The following is an 18,982-nucleotide window of genomic DNA, read 5'->3' as shown; positions in this document are numbered from 1 at the left end:
TAATCTATACAATTGTTAGAAAGGTATTTCTTATACAATAGCCCCTTTTAGATTTATTTAAAATTTTTATGATTCCAAATAATTCCTTTCTTACTTTTGCCGACTTAAAACAAGTATCAAATGAAAAAGTTTTTTATAGCAACTGCGATCTTAACCGCAATGGCTTGCCAACAAGATAAGATTGCTTATGTAGACAATATCCGCCTAATGGATGGGTACAAAGAAAAAATAGCTGTTGAAGCGCAATTCACCGCTCAGAAAGAAACATTCAATAAAAAACGTGACAGTATTTCACAGGTTTTTCAAAGGGAAGCTCAGGGATTGGAGGCTCAGGTAAAGGGAATGTCTCAGCAGAAGGCTCAGGAAGCATACGCTATGTTACAACAACAAGGACAACGTATTGGACAAGAACTTCAGCAGGAAGAACAGTTATTGCAATTGCAGGGTCAGGCGGAAATGGACAGTGTGATCCAGAAAGTGAAGAAAGAGATCGCAGCATTTGGAAAAGCAAAAGGCTATACGTATATCCTGGGAGGCGGAGAAGGCGGCAGTGTTCTATATGGCGCAGATTCTAAGGATGTCACCGATGAGGTCCTGGCAGTTTTAAATAAAGAAACTCAGGAGTAACAAGGCAATAAAGCCTCTTTCATCAGAGTATTTCCTAACTAATATTGTAGTAGAAATACCAGTAATATGGCAGGTATAAAATAAATAACAATGGTTTTAGCTCCTTCATAGTCCTTGGCCATTCTCTGGCCAAAAAGCAGCATTAACAGAGTAATACAAGCCAAAACGCCACCAAAAAAAGCAAAGACGCTCTCCCCGGATAGCAGGATTTGAACAAATCCAATGCCACTAAACAATCCGGCTAAAACTTCCATAACCAGCACTATAAAAAGCATTAAAGGGACCATTTTTTTAAATGGCGTTTGGGAAAAATGACCCGTAAGCCAGTCAAGATTCCCCTTCCAATCTATCATTTTGTCTATGCCACTTTGTAGAAAAGTGATGACGAGGAAAAGGAGTAATAATAAAACTGTAATATTCTGAGTAATGACTTCCATAGTATTCCTGTTTAGTTGGGCAGCATTGTGATCAAGCTGCCGATCTGTGCAATAATCTGGTGAGTTTAATGGAAAGATCGGTCAATATTATTTTTGAATTGCCATTTCGTTCTACGTGATAAATAGCTTGTTCCAATTCCTCCATGATCCCCAGGATATTATTCTCATGAACAAAGCCAGCAAATTTATTGAACTGAAATCCATCTACATGTACCTTCATATAGGCTAATTCTTCCACATTATAATTAATGAGCATGGCTTGTCTAAAAACGGCCATACAGTATTTTAAAAAGTTCTTTTGAGTTTCTCGCCCGGTTTTAGCCACTTCCTCGCTCCATAAAATGAGTTCATGAATTGCCGCCTTTTTACCCTTGGCCTTAAAGGCACTTCGCACCCATTGAACAAACCATTTTTCAAAGATCAATTCTTCCGAATCCTTGTTCATGAGCTCCAGGGCCTTGTTGAAGTTGCCATTAGACTCATGAGCCAACCGCTGGGCTTCTTCTCGTTGCACTCCCATTTCCACCAATGCTCCTGTGATAGCCTCTTCTGGCAATGGAGGAAAATGTAGCAGCTGACATCTAGATCTGATCGTTTGCAGGATCTGCTCCTCATCTTCTGCGATCAATAAAAAAATAGTTTTGTTGGGTGGCTCTTCAAGTAATTTCAACAATTTATTGGACGCTGCCGTATTCACTTTTTCAGCCATCCAAATAATCATCACCTTATAACCACCTTCGTAGGCTTTAAGAGATAACTTCTTCACGATCTCATGGGATTCATCTACACCAATCTGACCTTGTTTTTTTTCTATGCCAACGGTCCTATACCAGTCAAATAAACTACCGTATGGGTCCTCTTTTAGAAATTGTCTCCACTCCGTAAGGTAGTGATTGCTTACAGCATGACTTTTAACAGTATCTGAATTGGATACCGGAAAGGCAAAATGAAGATCGGGATGTGAAAGAGCATTGCATTTTAGATTGCATGCTTCATCGCCCGTAGTATTTTCACCTTGAGAATTGTTACAAAGAATGTATTGGGCATATGCAATAGCGGCCGGTAATGTTCCTGAACCTTCCGGTCCCACGAATAACTGAGCATGAGGCACACGGCCAGAATCTGCGCTTTGCGTCAGATGTTTTTTTATGTGGGGGAGCCCTATAATTTCCTTAAAAAGCATGAGGTCAAATATACAGATTTTGTTGGTCTGGGTGTTAATTTAAATAAAGTAGTGGCTTTACCCTCGTTCATTTATTCTTTACATTTGCGATTCTCAAAATCTACTAAAAGATGAAGACCATAGAAGATTATAATTTCAAACATAAAAAGGCTTTAGTTCGGGTCGATTTCAATGTACCACTAGACGCTGAATTTAAAGTAACGGACACCAATAGAATAGAGGCGGCAAAGCCTACGATCATGAAGATTTTGAAAGATGGGGGCAGCGCAGTGCTTATGAGTCATTTAGGAAGACCCAAAGGACAAGTAAATCCGGACATGTCTTTAAGGCACATATGCAATGCCGTTAGCCAGATCATTGCCGTAAAAGTGAAATTCTCTGAGGACTGTATTGGTGAAAAGGCAATGAATGCAGTAGATCAACTTAAGGATGGAGAGGTTTTACTCCTGGAGAATTTACGTTTTCATGCGGAAGAAGAAAAGGGCGACAAAAGTTTTGCAGAAGCTCTTTCTGAATTAGGAGATATATATGTCAATGATGCATTTGGGACGGCCCACCGGGCGCATGCATCTACTACTATTATTGCTCAATTTTTTCCGGAAAAGAAATGTTTTGGCTATTTACTCGCAAAAGAAATTGAGGCGATCGAAAAAGTAATGCGTACCGGAGAAAAACCGGTAACGGCTATTCTTGGGGGCGCAAAGGTCTCATCTAAGATCACCATCATTGAAAATATCCTGGATAAGGTAGACCATCTTATCATTGGCGGTGGCATGACCTACACCTTTGTAAAAGCAATGGGAGGAGAGGTCGGCGATTCCATTTGTGAGGATGATAAAATGGAGCTGGCCCTTGATATCATGGAGCAAGCCAAGAAAAAGAATGTATCCATTCATCTCCCGGTAGATGTATTGGCAGCAGACAGTTTTAGTAAAGATGCCCGAACTCAAATCGTATCTGTAAAACATATACCCAAAGGATGGCAAGGACTGGATGCCGGACCGGAAACATTAAAAATGTTTAAAAAAGTGATCCTGGCCTCAAAAACTATCCTTTGGAACGGCCCTGTGGGTGTATTTGAAATGGAAAAGTTCGCAAAAGGCACCATCGCGATAGGGAATTATATTGATGAGGCCACAAAGAATGGGGCATTTTCTCTTGTAGGCGGAGGCGATTCTGTGGCGGCTGTAAAACAATTCGGATTCGAGGATAAAGTTAGCTACGTTTCCACAGGTGGAGGCGCTATGCTGGAGAGTTTGGAAGGAAAAACACTCCCTGGCATTGCAGCAATATTGGAGGCCTAAGATCCGTTATAAAAGAAGAGATCATAGCCTGTAATTAGGGCTATTGAAAGGATTATTTTATTCTTTCAGAAAAAAATTGCATTTTCGTTGACCCCCACGGTTTAAAGAAAGACTATGTATTCATTAAAAAAATGGCTGCTTTTTGGGCTCCTTATGGGATGCGCCGAATTACTTATGGCACAGCAAGCCGATTCTTTGGTTGTAAATGAGGGGATCAAGGTACAGAACGAAATAGCACAGATCTTACAGAAAGACACAATCAATAGCCTTGCTGAAGGAAGTGCTACATTTTTGGTCAATCCGGATAAGACCATTGCCCTTACTGACCAACGTATGGCATCAAAATACGACAGTCTATGGATGAAGGAATTGTACGAGAGTGCACAATCCTTTCAAAGCATGTATGATGAGATAATAAGTGCAGATGGGGTGTTTACTGACAGCGTTTCAATAGACACCGAGGTGTTGAAAGAACGATTGCTGGCCCTGGACCAAAAAACACCATTTAATATTTCCTATAACCCCTCCCTAGAATCTGTGATCAAATCCTTTTTAATCCGAAAAAGAGGTCTGATGGAGCGCATGCTGGTCGCCAGCCAGTTTTATTTTCCCCTATTTGAACAGGAGCTGGACAATTACAATATTCCTTTAGAACTTAAATATCTTGCAATTGTTGAATCTGCACTGAACCCCAGAGCAAAATCGCGTGTTGGAGCAACCGGACTATGGCAATTCATGTATAGCACGGGAAAGATGTACGATTTGGACGTAAGCAGCTATGTAGATGAACGAAGCGATCCTATAAAGTCGACCAAAGCAGCATGCCAGTACCTTGCCAAACTATACGATATTTTCGGGGATTGGGATTTGGCTTTAGCTGCCTATAATTCAGGGCCGGGAAATGTCAATAAAGCCATACGAAGATCTGGAGGATATACTAATTATTGGAATATCAGACGAAATTTACCCAGGGAAACCGCTGGCTATGTTCCGGCATTTTTGGCCACCATGTATTTGTTTGAATACGCAGAAGAACACGGTCTTAAATCAACAAAAGTTCCCCGCGCTTATTTCGAAACGGATACGGTACACATAAAAAGGTTGATCACTTTCGACCAGATTTCTAAACTGGTAGATGTAAGCGTTGAAGAACTGACGGTTTTGAATCCATCATATAAATTGAATATTATTCCTAATATTCCCGGAAAGAACTATTCACTTCGTTTGCCTAAAAGTGAAATAGGAAAGTTTGTAGCCAATGAAGAAGCCATCTATGCCTATGTTGAGGAGGAATTAAAAACCAAGGAATCCGCTTTGCCACAAATGGTTAAAGCAGAAGAACGGATCCGGTACAGAGTGAGAAGCGGAGATTATCTAGGAAGAATAGCGGAGCGTTATGGTGTTCGGGTTAGTCAGATAAAGAATTGGAACGGGTTGAAGAGCAATAATCTTCGAATAGGGCAACGACTTACGATCTTCCCAAGAAAACCCTATGTGGCTAAATCCACACCTGTTAAATCAGCTACTTCATTGAATAACAGCAATTTAAAGATCCATACGGTAAAAGAAGGAGATTCCCTATGGACCATCTCAAAAAAATATCCTGGAATTACTATTGAAAATTTACGAGAATGGAACGGTATTAGCGGTAATAACTTGTTGCCTGGCACAAAATTAAAATTATGTGCATGTTCCTCGTAAGACACCGAATCTAAAGTAAGATTTAGGTCTCGGTTTAGAATAATGCTGACTCAAAGATCAATGAAACACCAATTTACACTACTGCTTGCCCTATTACTTTTTTCTTCTTGTAACGACGGACCTAAAAAATCGTATAAACCAGCTTCCATTGGCGCCATAAACTCCGTAGGTGTTGTCATTAGCAATGAACTATGGGAAGGGCCTGTTGGGGATAAGTTACGCGAATATTTTGCTGCTCCCGTGGTAGGGTTAACCTGGGATGAACCAGTATTTAATTTGGAGCAAATGCCACAGAAGGTATTCACCGGTACAACAAGACATCGCAGAGCCGTGCTTTTTGTTGATCTGGATACCGTAAACGTAGCACATGTAAAAACAGATCTTTACGCTACACCTCAGGAGATCGGGGTTATAAAAGGCAGAACCGAGGAAGAGATCATAGGGAACATTGAAACCTATGCGGAGGAGATGATACAAGCCATTTCTTCAATGGAATTAAAGGAAACACAGAAGAGATTCCTTAGATCTCTAAATAAGGATAATATACTGGAAGAAAAATTTGGAGTTACGTTAAGCCTTCCTTCCATCTACAAGTTAGGAAAGCAAGAAGATAATTTCGTTTGGATAGATCGGGAAATACAAAAAGGGAGCATGAATATCATTGCCTATGAAATACCCTGGAATAGCCTATCCAATGATTCCACTTTTGTGACAGATTTTATTAGAATGCGCGATTCTATTGGGGAAAAGTATATCCCGGGACCAGATATCCCCAATAAGAAGACCTATATGACCACCGAAGACGCCTTTGCACCATATTTCTTTGAAACGGAGATCGATGGTAAAAGAACAATTGAAGCGCGAAGTATTTGGGATATAGAGAACTATCCCATGGCAGGTCCATTCGCAACATTTATAATGGATGACGCAAAGAACAACCGTAAGTTGGTCGTGGAAGGATTCACCTTCGCCCCGGCTACAAATAAAAGAGATTATATGTTTGAATTGGAGGCTATCATTCGAACAATAAAATTCAAATAGAACCTATAGAAATAAAAAAGCTCCATGCTGTAAAGTTTGGAGCTTTTTTTATTCCCTTTAATCAAAAGCGAAGCCCGTGGAGAGCCTAAATACGAATGCGTATAAGGTTATAAGCCAAAGGCCAAAACAGAACCAGGAGAATGCCTTAAAATACTTTTTAAGGAACATATTACTCCAGTTTCTAAATGCTTCTAAATAAATTTCTTTAAAGTGTAAAAGTCTCTGCATATCCCTGCCTTTTAATGTTTATCCTGTGGCAAAGATCATTTTCTGTGGCAGAAGAAGTATAATAACTAGATAAAGAACACAAAAATTGGGTTAGAAAAACAGCCGATATAAAAAACCTCTGTCAATGGTAAACTTTTTCCGTTATACCGATGATGCAGAGGTTAAATTTATAAGAAGTAAGCAGCGTTAGCTTCCTTTTTTATAAAGCATGTGAGTTTTCTGTCTAGTCGAAAGCAAAACCAGTGGCCACTCTAAAAATAAAGGCATAAAGCACTATGACCAAACAGGCTAGACAGAACCAGGTGAAAATTTTAAATAAGTTGCGAACAAAATAGGAGCCTAAATTTTTAAAGGCCTCCATGTAAATTTCTTTTAGGAGTAAAATATGTTTCATAAAATAAAGATTTAGGCAGTGAGAATAAACTGTTTTTATGGTAATAACTTTAATTTAACCTGTTGCGTATCTGCCCCTTTCATATTTGTTGTATAGAGCCTTATTCTTGTGGCGAAGGGGGATTTATTGTAAATATTGTCTTGTGAAATAAGCTATAGTGGTGTTTTGCACCTTGTATAACTAAAAAGCCACCTACTCATTGAGAAGATGGCTTTCTTGGGGTAGGTTAGTTGATTAATGGTTTACATATTCACTATAATAAATTCGGAACGCCTGTTGAGCTGGTGCTGGTCACTACTGCATTTAATACTACCATCACATCCATTTAAAAGCCTTTCTTCTCCATAACCAATGGCACTTTCAATACGTTTTGGATCAATGCCTTTAGAGATGATATATGCTCTGGTTGATTTTGCTCGTCTGTCTGAGAGGTATTTATTGTAAATCGCTTTACCCCTGGAATCTGTATGAGATTCTATCTTGATGATCATTGACGGGTTTTCCTGCATGACCGCTACCAATTTGTTCAGCTCGGCTGCTGCATCGGGTCTGATGTTCGACTTATCGAAGTTGAAGAAGATCATATTTAGTTTGATCTTTTTGATCCCTTCCTCTAGGACGATAAGGTCTTCCAGTTTTTCTAAGGAAACCTCAACATTGATCAGCTCATTCTCTTTGGTAGGTGTATTGAGCACTACTTCAGAGTAACCTTCTTTAGTAGTTTTTACAGTATATTTTGTGTTGCTATCCAGATCTTCAAAGACAAAACTTCCATCTTTATCTGAAATAACCTCTTTTAGTTTAATATTGTTTTCATCAAGTAGTGTCACAAGAGCCTCAGGCATTACTTCACCGGTTATTTGTTCGGTCACAACGCCTGCAATGGCATTTAGATTTAATTCTTCAGGCAATAATCTAGAGAAGGAATAAATATCATCATCTCCTTTACCTCCGCGTCTATTAGAGGCAAAAAATCCTTTTTGTGTTCCTTCGTTCACTATATAAGAGAAGTCGTCCTTCTTACTATTCACAGGTTTCCCCATATTCTTCACTTGCTGGAAGCCATTTTCTTCGTCAAAGGCAACTTCATAGATGTCTAATCCTCCTAATCCGATATGGCCATTTGATGAGAAATAGAGTTTCTTATCGCTTATAAACGGGAACATTTCTTTTCGTTCCGAATTGATCTCCGGTCCGAGGTTACGCGGGTCAGAATAACCGCCATCTTCGTACACATCAACTACAAAAATATCTGTTTCCCCTAAACTTCCTGGTCGGTCAGAAACAAAGTAAAGTTGTTTTCCGTCCGGACTTAATGCAGGATGGCCTGTTGAAAATTCATCACTGTTAAATGGAAGCTCAGTGGCCTCTGTCCAAGCTCCATCAACTTTACGGGACCTGTATATTTTTAGGTTATTCACTCCATTTTTATCTCGTTTCAGCTTCTTCCCATAATTATTTCTGGTAAAATACATAGTGGAATTATCCGGTGAGAAAGTAACGGATGCTTCGTGATACTTTGTATTGATCTTTTTAGAGAATTTTATGGCATCTTTTACCTCTTGAGATTCATTATTTACCTTGGCAACATAAAGATCCAGATAGGGTTGATTATTCCATTTATACTTGCGAGTACTAAAAAAGGATGAATCCATTGCGGAGGCAAATACCAGCTGATCCTCGTTGTAGAACATAGGAGAGAAATCAGAGTATTCTGAGTTTGTACCTATATTCCGAATGGTATATTCTTGTTCTGTACTCAGGATGTTATCCAGGACTTTTTCTTTGGGTGTAGTTCGGGGATCATCCACGGAGTAGCGCATCCCTTCTTTTTTTACTTTTCGGTCGTACAGGCGCATAAGGCGTTTTGCCCTGGCGTATTTTCCGGTGCCCTTAAGACTATGTGCGTATTTAAATATGTTTTCGGCACTTATATCGTCTTTATAACGATTGTAAAGAATGTCATACCAATAGAAAGCTCGCTCCATATTTGTATTAAAATAGTGCGAATCCCCCGCCTTTTGTATGACTTCATAGGTATAATTATCCTCATTATTCTTTAAAAATTGCTCATACAATTCAGCCGCCTCAGCATACCACATCTTATCAAAATATTCATCTGCTTTCTGCAACAGTTTATTGGGTGGATCTTTTATTGTGTTTCTTCTAAAGACCTTCTTCACTGAAGGAATTGTGGCGCTATTTTTAAATTGCCCTACAGCAGTTGGTTGTAAAGCAGTACCTGGAGTAGATACGGTCTCATTTTTAATATGCATGATCCAAAGCTTATCCCCATAGCTTCCACTTAACCGTGACGATGCAGCTTTTAGGACACCGTTCCAATCTTTTGAGTGGGCTAGATAAACATATGTTAGCTTAGAAACAGGGTTATCTGCCGTTAAAGCATACAATCCTTTGGTTCGTAGCTCTTTAACGAATTTTGAAACATTATTTTTATCACCAAATACACCGGCAACCGCATAATATCCATTTCCTATGCTGGTCATTCCTTCAACAGTTCGGGTGGCAATCTTAAATTTTTTGGCAGCTCTCACAAATTGGCTATGCGATTGTATAGCTGAGGTAGTAATATTGGGTTTAACTATTTCTATGATTTCAGATGGGTTCTTTTTGCTGTTTTCAACATGTAAGATCCACATCTTCTTCTTGTATTTTCCATCTAAGTAGGAAGCAATAGCGTCCTCCCCGGCAGAAAAATGATCTAAATAGACATAATGCAGCCCATTTTCAGGGCTCTTGAAATATCCTGAAGTAGCTGCATTTAGTTTAAGTGAACGCGCAAATTTATTGGCATTTTGAGACACCCCAAATACCCCGGTGATCAGATAATAGCCATTGTATACATCAGCATAACCACCTACAGTTTTGGTGATAATGTTGTGCGCTTTTGCTTTGTTTTTGAACAGTTCTTTGGGAGAGGCAGTTACATCTTCCGTGTTAGAAAGATCTAAAACGGCAGCATGCCCACTAAAAGAGCTTACAAATAGCAAAAGAAATAAGATGCTGAATTGTTTTATGTTCATGTGTTTATAGACCCTAATTGATAGCCTGTAATTTGAGATATTGCTATTTGATTCGCCCCGAATAAAGGGGTCTATCCATATATAATCTCTTTCATAACGCCGAATTTAGAAGTTCTCTTGCTATAGGATTACTTTTTGTTGTGAAATGGATGTTTTTTGTCGTGTATCTCAATAATATGTACCTCTAACTAATGATAGGGGTATAAATAAGCGGGTTTTTACGTACTTAAGACCTAATCAGCGCCGGACTGAGACCGAAAAAGAGGATTTCAAATAGCAAGGGGTTAAAATCAATAATATACCGAATAGTATATCAATTAATAGCACCTATTTTAATAGAGTTTTTACCACCTCAAATGATTAAGTCGATTTTTTCTCTGTAAAAGCGAGATAAGAAACAAAAAAAGGCAAGCTTTTTAAAGCTTGCCTTTTTAACTTGGTTGTATGCTGTTTTTACTCTTTTTTCTCCTCTATCTTCTCATCTTCCTTAGAGGCGTCTTTGAATTCTTTAATTCCGCTACCCAATCCCCGCATTAGTTCAGGAATTTTTTTGCCGCCAAATAACAATAGTACTAAAACTACGACGACTGCTATTTGCCAGGGGCCTATTGCCAGAAAAGGTACTAGTAAGATCATGTGCTTTAATTTATAAGGTAAACAAAGGTAATAAAAAACTATATAGATATTATTTATTCCAAACGTTAAGATTGTACTTTAATTGCCACATTAAATAATCAACCGAAAGATTTATGAGAAAATATAGTATAATGACGACCTATTATCATTTTTAGGATAGTAGTATGTTGAAATTCAATTCGAAATGTATCTTTGTATTGGATGGAGAAAAAAGGAAAAAAAAGAAAGGAGATAAAGCGTAAGCTCTTACATAAGTATCGCTTAGTGATACTTAATGAAAGCACTTTTGAAGAAAAGATCTCGTTTAAATTAAGCAGGTTAAACGTTTTTATCACAGCAACGCTCTTTATAATTGTCCTGATAGGACTAACTACACTGCTAATAGCCTTTACTCCTTTACGGGAATATATTCCGGGTTATTCTTCAACTCGACTAAAAAAAGAAGCTACCGAACTCACTTATAAAACGGACTCCCTTGTAACTGTACTAAATTATACCAATAGGTATTTAGAAAATATTCGGATGGTCTTACGAGGGGATGTGGAGAACAACGAAATAAACCGAGATTCTTTGTTTGAGCAATTTAAAATAGATCCGTCTACCGTTGACTTGTCGCCCATTCGGGAAGACTCTATTTTAAGAGCACAAGTGGCTTTAGAAGATAAGTATAATCTGTTTCAGCGGAATACCTCGCAGGGAAGTCTTGTCTTATTTTCACCGGTTACCGGGGTAATTTCCCAAGAGTATAATGCCGAGAAGAAACATTTCGCCGTAGATATTGTAGCTGAAAAGGACGCCCCGGTAAAAGCAGTGGCCAATGGCACCGTTATTTTTTCAGAATGGACCGCTGATACTGGCTTTGTTTTAATAATGGAACACGAAGAGGGGTTATTATCCGTATATAAACACAATAGCTCATTAAATAAGGGGCAAGGAGATCTTGTCAGAGCAGGAGAGGTCATTGCTTCTGTAGGTAATACGGGCGAATTTACTACCGGACCTCATTTACATTTTGAATTGTGGAGCAATGGAAATCCCGTAAATCCATCAGACTACATCGATTTTAACTAAACTACATGTCCTTAAAATCTTTCGCCGCTCAGATCTTTGCAGCTAATGTCCATAGAAGAACCATGAAGTGGGTCAATAACCCAATTAGCACCCAGGAGGCCCTTTTTAAAGATCTTATTTCATCAGCAAAGAGCACTGAATTTGGGATAGACCATCAATTCGATAAGATAAATTCTCATAAAGATTTTACAAATCAGGTTCCAATACGGGATTATGAGGCACTTACCCCATATATAAATAAAGTTGTAGCGGGGAAAGCAGATATTCTCTGGCCGGGGAAACCCATTTATTTTGCAAAAACAAGTGGCACCACTTCAGGAGCAAAATATATTCCAATTACGGAAAACTCCATTAAGCATCAGGTAGAGGCATCCAGAAATGCGATCCTCAATTATATTCACGAAACTGGAAACGCCTCTTTTGTCAATGGTAAGATGATCTTTTTGCAGGGAAGTCCGGTGCTTACAGAAAAGAATGGGATTAAACTAGGTCGACTTTCAGGGATCTCAGCACATTATGTGCCAAATTATCTTCAAAAAAACAGATTGCCCAGCTGGGAAACCAATTGTATTGAGGATTGGGAAACCAAGGTAGACAAGATCATTGAAGAAACAATAGATCAAAATATGATGGTCATAGCCGGCATCCCTTCCTGGGTGCAAATGTATTTTGAAAAATTAAGGTCGGTTTCCGGGAAGAAGGTTGGGGAGCTCTTTAAAAATTTTGAACTTTTTATTTATGGTGGGGTCAACTATGAACCCTACCGGGCAACATTTGAGAGTCTGATAGGCAGAAAAGTGGCTAGTATAGAACTATTCCCTGCCAGTGAAGGATTTTTTGCCTACCAGGACAAACAGGATGAAAGAGGCATGCTTCTTCTGTTGAATTCCGGAATTTTTTATGAGTTTGTGAGGGCAGAAGATTTTTTTAATGAAACCCCTAAAAGACTTACGCTCAAGGATGTTGAAATTGGAGTGAATTATGCGATGATTATCTCCACCAATGCCGGGCTTTGGGCCTATGACCTTGGAGATACTATTCAGTTTATCTCAACAGATCCTTATCGGATTATTGTATCAGGAAGAATAAAGCATTTTATTTCAGCTTTTGGCGAACATGTAATCGCTAAAGAAGTAGAATATGCCATGCAGGAAGCTATACAAATGTCTGGCGCAGAAGTAAATGAATTTACCGTAGCTCCCCAAATTACACCCGCAAACAAAGAACTTCCGTATCATGAATGGTTCATAGAGTTTGGCAAGAAGCCAACCAACATGAAAGTGTTTGCACAAAAATTAGATGAGGCAATGCAGGAGCAAAATAGCTATTACTATGATCTGATAAATGGGGGCATCCTTCAGCCTTTGAAGATCACCCCAATAAAACCAGGAGGATTTCAAATGTATATGAAGTCGGTCGGAAAACTAGGTGGCCAAAACAAAGTACAACGCTTGTCTAATGACAGGAAGGTCGCTACTGACCTTGATATTCAAAAGGAGGAAAAGATATCGTAAGGCTGCTGGAAGAGGGCCGAAATCATGAATAATAAGTGTATTTTTGTGAGGATTTATGAGTAAAATAAAAGATACAACCAGGGCACAGGAGTCAACAAACGCCATAGAACGTTTGTATATCACCATGCGCCATCTTTTTAACAGGGGGTTTTATAAACCGATGGGAATTTCAGGGGAGACCCTTAGAAATGCACTTTTGTTGTTGAGGCCGGAGATCTATGGGTCCATAGCAGAAAAAAAAGCAGAGCTCAATGGGCTACTATATGTCCTGGAAAGGCTTCCTCAAGGTATAGAACAGTGCCGTTTTATCAATCTAACTTCGGATGAAGGCTACTCCAAGACACATTTTTCACCAATAATTCCACCAAAAAGAAGACGTAATTGCTATAGGATCGATGACGAACAGATGAATATAGAGATCACTCGAGGCAGGTCTGATATCTATGATATTTTAACCCATCTTACCTTCCTTTTTATAGAATCTGGCAAAATATGTAACCGGGTGCTTATTGAAGATACGGACAAGACCATTCGTGATTGGCAAAAATTAGAATTAGCGGTCAATAAGACCAAACTCAGCCAGGAAGACAGAGAAGTTGCATTGATTCATACGGCTAATATTTTAGGTAGATCCTTTGTGGAGACCATGGATGTGTACAATAAACTGGCAACCAAGAAAGATCCCGAACGATTTTTAAAGATCATCTATTGGCTTGGTAAATTAGCCATTGAGGAGGAGACAGGCGGAGAAAAAAGGACGATCACCTTTAGCGCACTTCTAAGGGAACGTCTGGGTCACCATATTCATGGGGAGCAATGGGCTCATAACATCAAGGACACCTTAAACAAGCATAGATTACTTGAAAGGCCTATCCACATTATTAGTGCTAACATGCATAGTGTGGTGAACTCCCTTTATGCAAAAAAAGCATTGGAAAAAGATTCGGCAGAAGGGACACTTCTGGATATGTATCAGCAGTTGAGTCTTGAGAAGAATGCCAAATTACGGGAGAAAGTGCTTGCAATGGCTCGGAAAAATGGAATGATTGAAATTAAGGACGTATCGGGAACCAATATTGATGTACAGATATTTGATATGGCAAAATTGGGTGAGGATATATGTGGTTATGAGCTTCCTGCTGATCTTTCAAATGAGAATAAACCGGTAATTTTTGTGATGGATTACGCCTTTGGGGAACAGGCATTTGAGTCTATAGATGAGCTCCTAAAGCCTTTTAAGCGAAAGCATAAAAAACCTTTTTATTTAGACATTGCTTCTATTTCCATTATGGGCAAGGCAGGGATCCTTGAAGGAGGGAAGGGAGACCTGATGATCCCATCGGCCCATATATTTGAAGGAACAGCAGACAATTATCCATTTCAAAATGAGCTTCGTGGAGATGATTTTAGGGGTAATGGTTTAAAAGTAATGGAAGGGACCATGGTGACAGTATTAGGCACCTCATTACAGAACAAAGACATTCTTAAATTCTTCCATGAATCTACCTGGGAGGTTATTGGGCTCGAAATGGAAGGGGTACACTATCAAAAGGCAATTCAATCGGCATCTAAGATCAGGAGAAGTATTAAGGAAGACGTAAAAGTGCGTTACGCCTACTATGCCTCGGACAATCCTCTAGAGACGGGGAGTACTTTGGCATCCGGGGGCTTAGGAACCACGGGCGTGAAACCGACCTATTTAATTACCGACAAAATTCTACAACAAATTTTTAATTCATAGTTATGGCCAAAGAACTAAAAACAAAAAACACCTCATCTAATGATGAAATAGACCTGGGACAGCTGTTTCAGATGATAGGAAAAGGCTTCAATCGAATTTTCAGAGGGCTACTTTCTTTATTTCTGTATTTTAAGAGAAATGCGATCATTTTAATAGTGCTTGCTATACTGGGCGCCTTAACCGGTTTTGGGCTAAATCAAATCGTCTCAAAAAAAATGAAGTCAGAGGTCATTGTATCGCCTAATCTTCAAAGTAAAAATTACCTCTATGATGTTGTAGCTGAACTTCAAGCTAATATCGAAGCAAAGGACACAGTTTTCTTTAAAAGTTTAGGAATAGATGTTGAAAAAATAAAGGATTTTGAAATTGAAGTAGCCCCCGTAAGTGGATCAAATAAAAAGAACCTGGAAACGGAAATGAAGTATTTGGAATTACTTCAAAGCTTTGAGAATTCAGGTTCAATTTCCGATATAGTTAGGGCAGAGATATTAGACAAGAGTTCTTTGGATCAACGTATCACTTTTTTCTACAAGGACGCCTCTCTCGGAGACACCTATGCCAGAATTCTTATGGAATATATTAATTCGAATACCTATTACAAAGAGATCGTTAAGACCAATACAGAAAATGCACAAGATAGAATAAAGAAAAACGACTCCGTTGTACAACAGATTAATGTGCTTATCACTAATTATTCCAAGAAAATGCTCACTGAGAATAATACTACCGAGGGACGGATCGTCCTGGATAATGAGCAGCAATTAAACGTCCCCGAATTATTTACATTAAAGAACAATTTGATCAGAGACACAGAATCAAAGAAATTGGAATTAGAAAGACAAAAAGATGCGATTACCATTATCAATTTTGGGAAACCTCAAAGAATACTCAAACCGCTGTATCAAAAGAATATTTTTCTTTTCCCACTAGTATACATAGGAATATTTTTCCTTATATCTTTTATAAAATATTTGAATAAAAAGGCACTAGAAATGGGGGTATGAGTAGTACCAAAAACATTTTAGTTACCGGCGGAGCTGGTTTTATTGCCAGCAATTTTATTCCACTATTATTAGAGTCGCATCCCTCATATAGGATCATAAATTTGGATAAATTAACCTATGCAGGAGATTTATCCAATTTAAATGGACTAGAGAAGAACAAGCAATACCAATTTATTCTCGGGGATATTTGTGATGAAGATCTAGTCAATGACATTTTCATTAAATATAAAATTGATGATGTAATTCATTTTGCAGCAGAATCTCATGTAGACAATTCTATTAATTCACCTAATAGTTTTATTAAGACCAATATAGAAGGAACGTTTATTTTGCTGGAAGCCGCCAGGAAGCATTGGCTTTCGGGAAATGAGGATAAAAACATACACAGATTTTTCCATATTTCAACAGACGAAGTTTATGGAAGTCTTTCAGATAAAGGATATTTTACAGAAGGAACGCCTTATGCTCCCAACAGTCCCTACAGTGCCTCAAAAGCTTCAGCAGATTTTTTGGTCAGGAGTTATCATCAGACCTATGGACTAAACACTGTAATTAGCAATTGTTCAAATAATTTTGGGCCAAAACAACACGATGAAAAATTAATTCCGACCATAATACGCAAAGCCCTTGCAAATGAGCCTATTCCTATTTATGGCAAAGGGACAAATATTCGAGATTGGCTATATGTGGAGGATCATTGTCTTGCCATAGACCTTTTATTTCATAAAGGGAAAGCGGGAGAAACATACGTGGTTGGGGCAGCTAATGAATGTACTAATTTGTATCTTGCTAATGAGGTATGTAAATTAATGGATAGATTAATTCCTAAATCTGAAGGAAGTTATAAAGATCAAATTTCGTTTGTTAAGGATCGTCTCGGGCATGATTATCGCTATGCTATCGATGCTTCGAAGATCAGAAAAGAATTGAAGTGGGCTCCAAAACAAAATTTTATGGAAGGGCTGAGAAAGACGGTGGACTGGTACATTAAAAAATACCAATAAGTATAAAATGAAGGGAATAATTCTTGCAGGAGGCTCGGGAACGCGCTTATATCCTATCACCAATGTGATCAGTAAACAGCTAATGCCCATTTACGATAAGCCAATGATTTACTATCCGTTGGCTACATTGATGGAGACGGGTATTCGCGATATTTTGTTTATTACCACTTCTAAGGATAGCCCTTTTTTTAAACAGTTATTGGGCGACGGCTCTCATTTAGGCTGTTCTTTTCAGTATGCAGTACAGGAGAAACCTAACGGTATTGCTGAGGCCTTCATCATTGGAGCCGATTTTATCGGAAAGGAAAAAGTAGCACTTATTTTAGGGGACAATATTTTTTATGGCGCAGGTTTAGCAAGATTGCTACAAAAGAACAATGATCCAAATGGGGGAATAATTTATGGGTATCATGTTCAGGATCCTCAGCGATATGGGGTGGTTGAGTTCGATAATAACGGATCTGCCATTTCAATTGAGGAAAAACCAGAAAATCCAAGATCGAATTACGCCATCCCAGGGATATATTTTTATGACAATGAGGTGATTGAAATTGCAAAAGGCATTAAACCAAGTAAAAGGGGAGAATTGGAAATAACAGACATTAATAAGGTTTACTTAAAAAAAGGGAAGCTAAATGTGAGCATTTTGGATAGAGGAACAGCCTGGCTAGACACAGGCACCTTTGCATCACTGATGCAGGCAGCACAATTTGTTGAGGTTATTGAAGAACGTCAAGGATTAAAAATAGGAGCTATTGAAGAAATTGCCTTTAAAATGGGCTATATCTCTAGGGAAGAACTAAAGAAATTGGCTAAACCGTTATTAAAAAGTGGTTATGGCGCCTATTTGTTACAATTAAAATGACCCCTAAGGTGAAGCTTATTCCTACTACACTTGCTGATTGTTTTTTTATTGAACCCAAGGTCTACAAAGACAACAGAGGTGTTTTCTTCGAATCCTTTAATAAAGAGCTTCTAGAAAAAGAATTGAATATCCCTTTAGATTTCGTTCAGGATAACCATTCAGTTTCTGCAAAAGGAGTACTGAGAGGGTTACATTTTCAGACTGGTAACAAAGCACAAGCCAAGCTAATAAGGGTTGTAAAAGGAGAAGTTATAGACGTTGTGGTAGACTTACGCAAGGGCAGTCCTACATACCTAAAGCATTTTAAGACCATCCTCACAGCAGAAAGTTGCAACATGCTATTTATCCCTAAGGGAATGGCTCACGGGTTTTTACAAGATGATACCATATTCCTTTATAAATGCGATTCCTATTATGATTTGGAGGCAGAATCCGGAATTTTGTACAATGATCCCGATCTGAATATTGATTGGGAATTTCCTGCGAATGAGATTATTTTATCTAAAAAAGACCAAGAACTACCTCGATTAAAGGATATTAAGATATGATGAATGTACTAGTCACCGGCGCAGAAGGACAACTAGGAAAGTGCATTCGGGAATTGGCATCTTCAAATAGTCAAATAAAATTCGACTTTACGGATAAGAGTCAACTCGATATTGTTAAAAGAGCAGATGTTATCAACTTTTTTTTAGGAAAATCATATGATTATTGTGTGAATTGTGCCGCCTATACAAATGTAGATCAGGCGGAAAGGACTCCAGAAATTGCGTTTGCCGTTAATGCTGAAGGGGTTAAGAATCTCGCCTTGACTTGTCTTGAGAATGGAGTTAAACTTATTCACATATCAACAGATTATGTGTTCGATGGAGAAAAAAAGGAAGGCTACTACCCAAAGGATATTCCTAATCCTATTAATGAATACGGAAAGTCCAAACTCAAAGGAGAATTATATATTCAGCAGATCTTAAATGAATATATAATAATAAGGACTTCCTGGTTATATTCAGATTACGGCCACAATTTCTACAAATCCATTTTAGAAAAAGCACATAAAGGTGAAATACTATATGTGACTGATAGTCAAGTTGGCTGCCCTACGGATGCAAACCACTTAGCATATTATATTTTGGATTGTCTTCAAAGAAAGCATTGGATTTCGGGGATAGTGCATTTTACGGATAAGAA

The 18,982-nt window shown here is 38.5% G+C and carries 18 protein-coding genes; 12 read left to right on the top strand and 6 right to left on the bottom strand.

Translation table 11 applies throughout. The annotated features are described in order from the left end of the window. Nucleotides 1-120: 120 nt before the first annotated feature. The gene (locus Q0X72_RS00080; protein WP_297760192.1) at nucleotides 121-627 is read left to right on the top strand and encodes an OmpH family outer membrane protein; all 507 of its coding nucleotides are present in this window, start codon (nucleotides 121-123) and stop codon (nucleotides 625-627) included. Nucleotides 628-665: 38 nt separating this feature from the next. On the opposite strand, the gene Q0X72_RS00075 is transcribed toward Q0X72_RS00080, so the two are convergent. Continuing rightward, the gene (locus tag Q0X72_RS00075) at nucleotides 666-1,064 is read right to left on the bottom strand and encodes a DoxX family protein (RefSeq protein WP_297760189.1); all 399 of its coding nucleotides are present in this window, start codon (nucleotides 1,062-1,064) and stop codon (nucleotides 666-668) included. Nucleotides 1,065-1,095: 31 nt separating this feature from the next. Then, on the bottom strand, nucleotides 1,096-2,247 hold the full coding sequence (locus Q0X72_RS00070) for a DNA polymerase III subunit (RefSeq protein ID WP_297760186.1): 1,152 nt from the start codon (nucleotides 2,245-2,247) through the stop codon (nucleotides 1,096-1,098). A 110-nt stretch (nucleotides 2,248-2,357) separates the two neighbouring features. Here Q0X72_RS00070 and pgk point away from each other — a divergent pair, with 110 nt between their 5' ends. The 3 genes from pgk to Q0X72_RS00055 all read left to right on the top strand — a co-directional run bounded on the left by pgk (nucleotide 2,358) and on the right by Q0X72_RS00055 (nucleotide 6,293). Next, complete coding sequence (pgk, locus tag Q0X72_RS00065; RefSeq protein ID WP_297760183.1) at nucleotides 2,358-3,551, top strand: phosphoglycerate kinase; 1,194 nt, start codon at nucleotides 2,358-2,360, stop codon at nucleotides 3,549-3,551. A gap of 114 nt (nucleotides 3,552-3,665) precedes the next feature. Further along, entirely contained in the window at nucleotides 3,666-5,252 is a 1,587-nt protein-coding gene (locus tag Q0X72_RS00060) for a LysM peptidoglycan-binding domain-containing protein (protein ID WP_297760180.1), read from the top strand. A gap of 60 nt (nucleotides 5,253-5,312) precedes the next feature. Then, entirely contained in the window at nucleotides 5,313-6,293 is a 981-nt protein-coding gene (locus Q0X72_RS00055; protein ID WP_297760177.1) for a DUF4837 family protein, read from the top strand. A 57-nt stretch (nucleotides 6,294-6,350) separates the two neighbouring features. On the opposite strand, the gene Q0X72_RS13895 is transcribed toward Q0X72_RS00055, so the two are convergent. The 4 genes from Q0X72_RS13895 to tatA form a co-directional block, all read right to left on the bottom strand. Then, complete coding sequence (locus Q0X72_RS13895) at nucleotides 6,351-6,521, bottom strand: DUF6747 family protein (protein ID WP_367180397.1); 171 nt, start codon at nucleotides 6,519-6,521, stop codon at nucleotides 6,351-6,353. Between the two features lie 223 nt (nucleotides 6,522-6,744). Next, nucleotides 6,745-6,915 (bottom strand): DUF6747 family protein, encoded by a 171-nt coding sequence (locus Q0X72_RS13890; protein ID WP_367180396.1) that lies wholly within the window; start codon nucleotides 6,913-6,915, stop codon nucleotides 6,745-6,747. A 242-nt stretch (nucleotides 6,916-7,157) separates the two neighbouring features. Beyond that, on the bottom strand, nucleotides 7,158-9,959 hold the full coding sequence (locus Q0X72_RS00050) for an OmpA family protein (protein WP_297760175.1): 2,802 nt from the start codon (nucleotides 9,957-9,959) through the stop codon (nucleotides 7,158-7,160). A gap of 453 nt (nucleotides 9,960-10,412) precedes the next feature. Beyond that, complete coding sequence (gene tatA, locus Q0X72_RS00045) at nucleotides 10,413-10,595, bottom strand: twin-arginine translocase TatA/TatE family subunit (RefSeq protein ID WP_297760172.1); 183 nt, start codon at nucleotides 10,593-10,595, stop codon at nucleotides 10,413-10,415. A gap of 201 nt (nucleotides 10,596-10,796) precedes the next feature. Between tatA and Q0X72_RS00040 the strand changes: the two genes are divergently transcribed. The 8 genes from Q0X72_RS00040 to Q0X72_RS00005 all read left to right on the top strand — a co-directional run. Next, a complete protein-coding gene (locus Q0X72_RS00040; protein WP_297760169.1) occupies nucleotides 10,797-11,666 on the top strand; it encodes a M23 family metallopeptidase in 870 nt (289 codons plus the stop codon). Nucleotides 11,667-11,671: 5 nt separating this feature from the next. Next, nucleotides 11,672-13,180 (top strand): GH3 auxin-responsive promoter family protein, encoded by a 1,509-nt coding sequence (locus tag Q0X72_RS00035; protein ID WP_297760166.1) that lies wholly within the window; start codon nucleotides 11,672-11,674, stop codon nucleotides 13,178-13,180. A gap of 55 nt (nucleotides 13,181-13,235) precedes the next feature. Continuing rightward, the gene (locus tag Q0X72_RS00030; RefSeq protein WP_297760163.1) at nucleotides 13,236-14,921 is read left to right on the top strand and encodes a hypothetical protein; all 1,686 of its coding nucleotides are present in this window, start codon (nucleotides 13,236-13,238) and stop codon (nucleotides 14,919-14,921) included. A gap of 2 nt (nucleotides 14,922-14,923) precedes the next feature. Beyond that, a complete protein-coding gene (locus tag Q0X72_RS00025) occupies nucleotides 14,924-15,925 on the top strand; it encodes a hypothetical protein (protein ID WP_297760160.1) in 1,002 nt (333 codons plus the stop codon). Next, a complete protein-coding gene (gene rfbB, locus Q0X72_RS00020) occupies nucleotides 15,922-16,929 on the top strand; it encodes a dTDP-glucose 4,6-dehydratase (protein WP_297760158.1) in 1,008 nt (335 codons plus the stop codon). The genes Q0X72_RS00025 and rfbB overlap by 4 nt, the downstream gene beginning before the upstream one ends. A 7-nt stretch (nucleotides 16,930-16,936) precedes the next feature. Continuing rightward, nucleotides 16,937-17,794 carry a glucose-1-phosphate thymidylyltransferase RfbA gene (rfbA, locus tag Q0X72_RS00015; protein ID WP_297760156.1) on the top strand — a complete coding sequence of 286 codons (858 nt, stop codon included), beginning with the start codon at nucleotides 16,937-16,939 and terminating at the stop codon, nucleotides 17,792-17,794. Continuing rightward, a complete protein-coding gene (rfbC, locus tag Q0X72_RS00010; RefSeq protein WP_297760155.1) occupies nucleotides 17,791-18,342 on the top strand; it encodes a dTDP-4-dehydrorhamnose 3,5-epimerase in 552 nt (183 codons plus the stop codon). The genes rfbA and rfbC overlap by 4 nt, the downstream gene beginning before the upstream one ends. Then, a partial coding sequence (locus Q0X72_RS00005; protein WP_297760152.1) for an NAD(P)-dependent oxidoreductase occupies nucleotides 18,339-18,982 on the top strand: 644 nt, incomplete at its 3' end. The genes rfbC and Q0X72_RS00005, both read left to right, overlap by 4 nt.

Source organism: uncultured Muriicola sp., from assembly GCF_947258935.1.
In the GTDB taxonomy this organism is placed as follows: domain Bacteria; phylum Bacteroidota; class Bacteroidia; order Flavobacteriales; family Flavobacteriaceae; genus Muriicola.
Note: the sequence above shows the minus strand (reverse complement) of the source record. Positions and strands in the feature narration are given on the sequence as shown.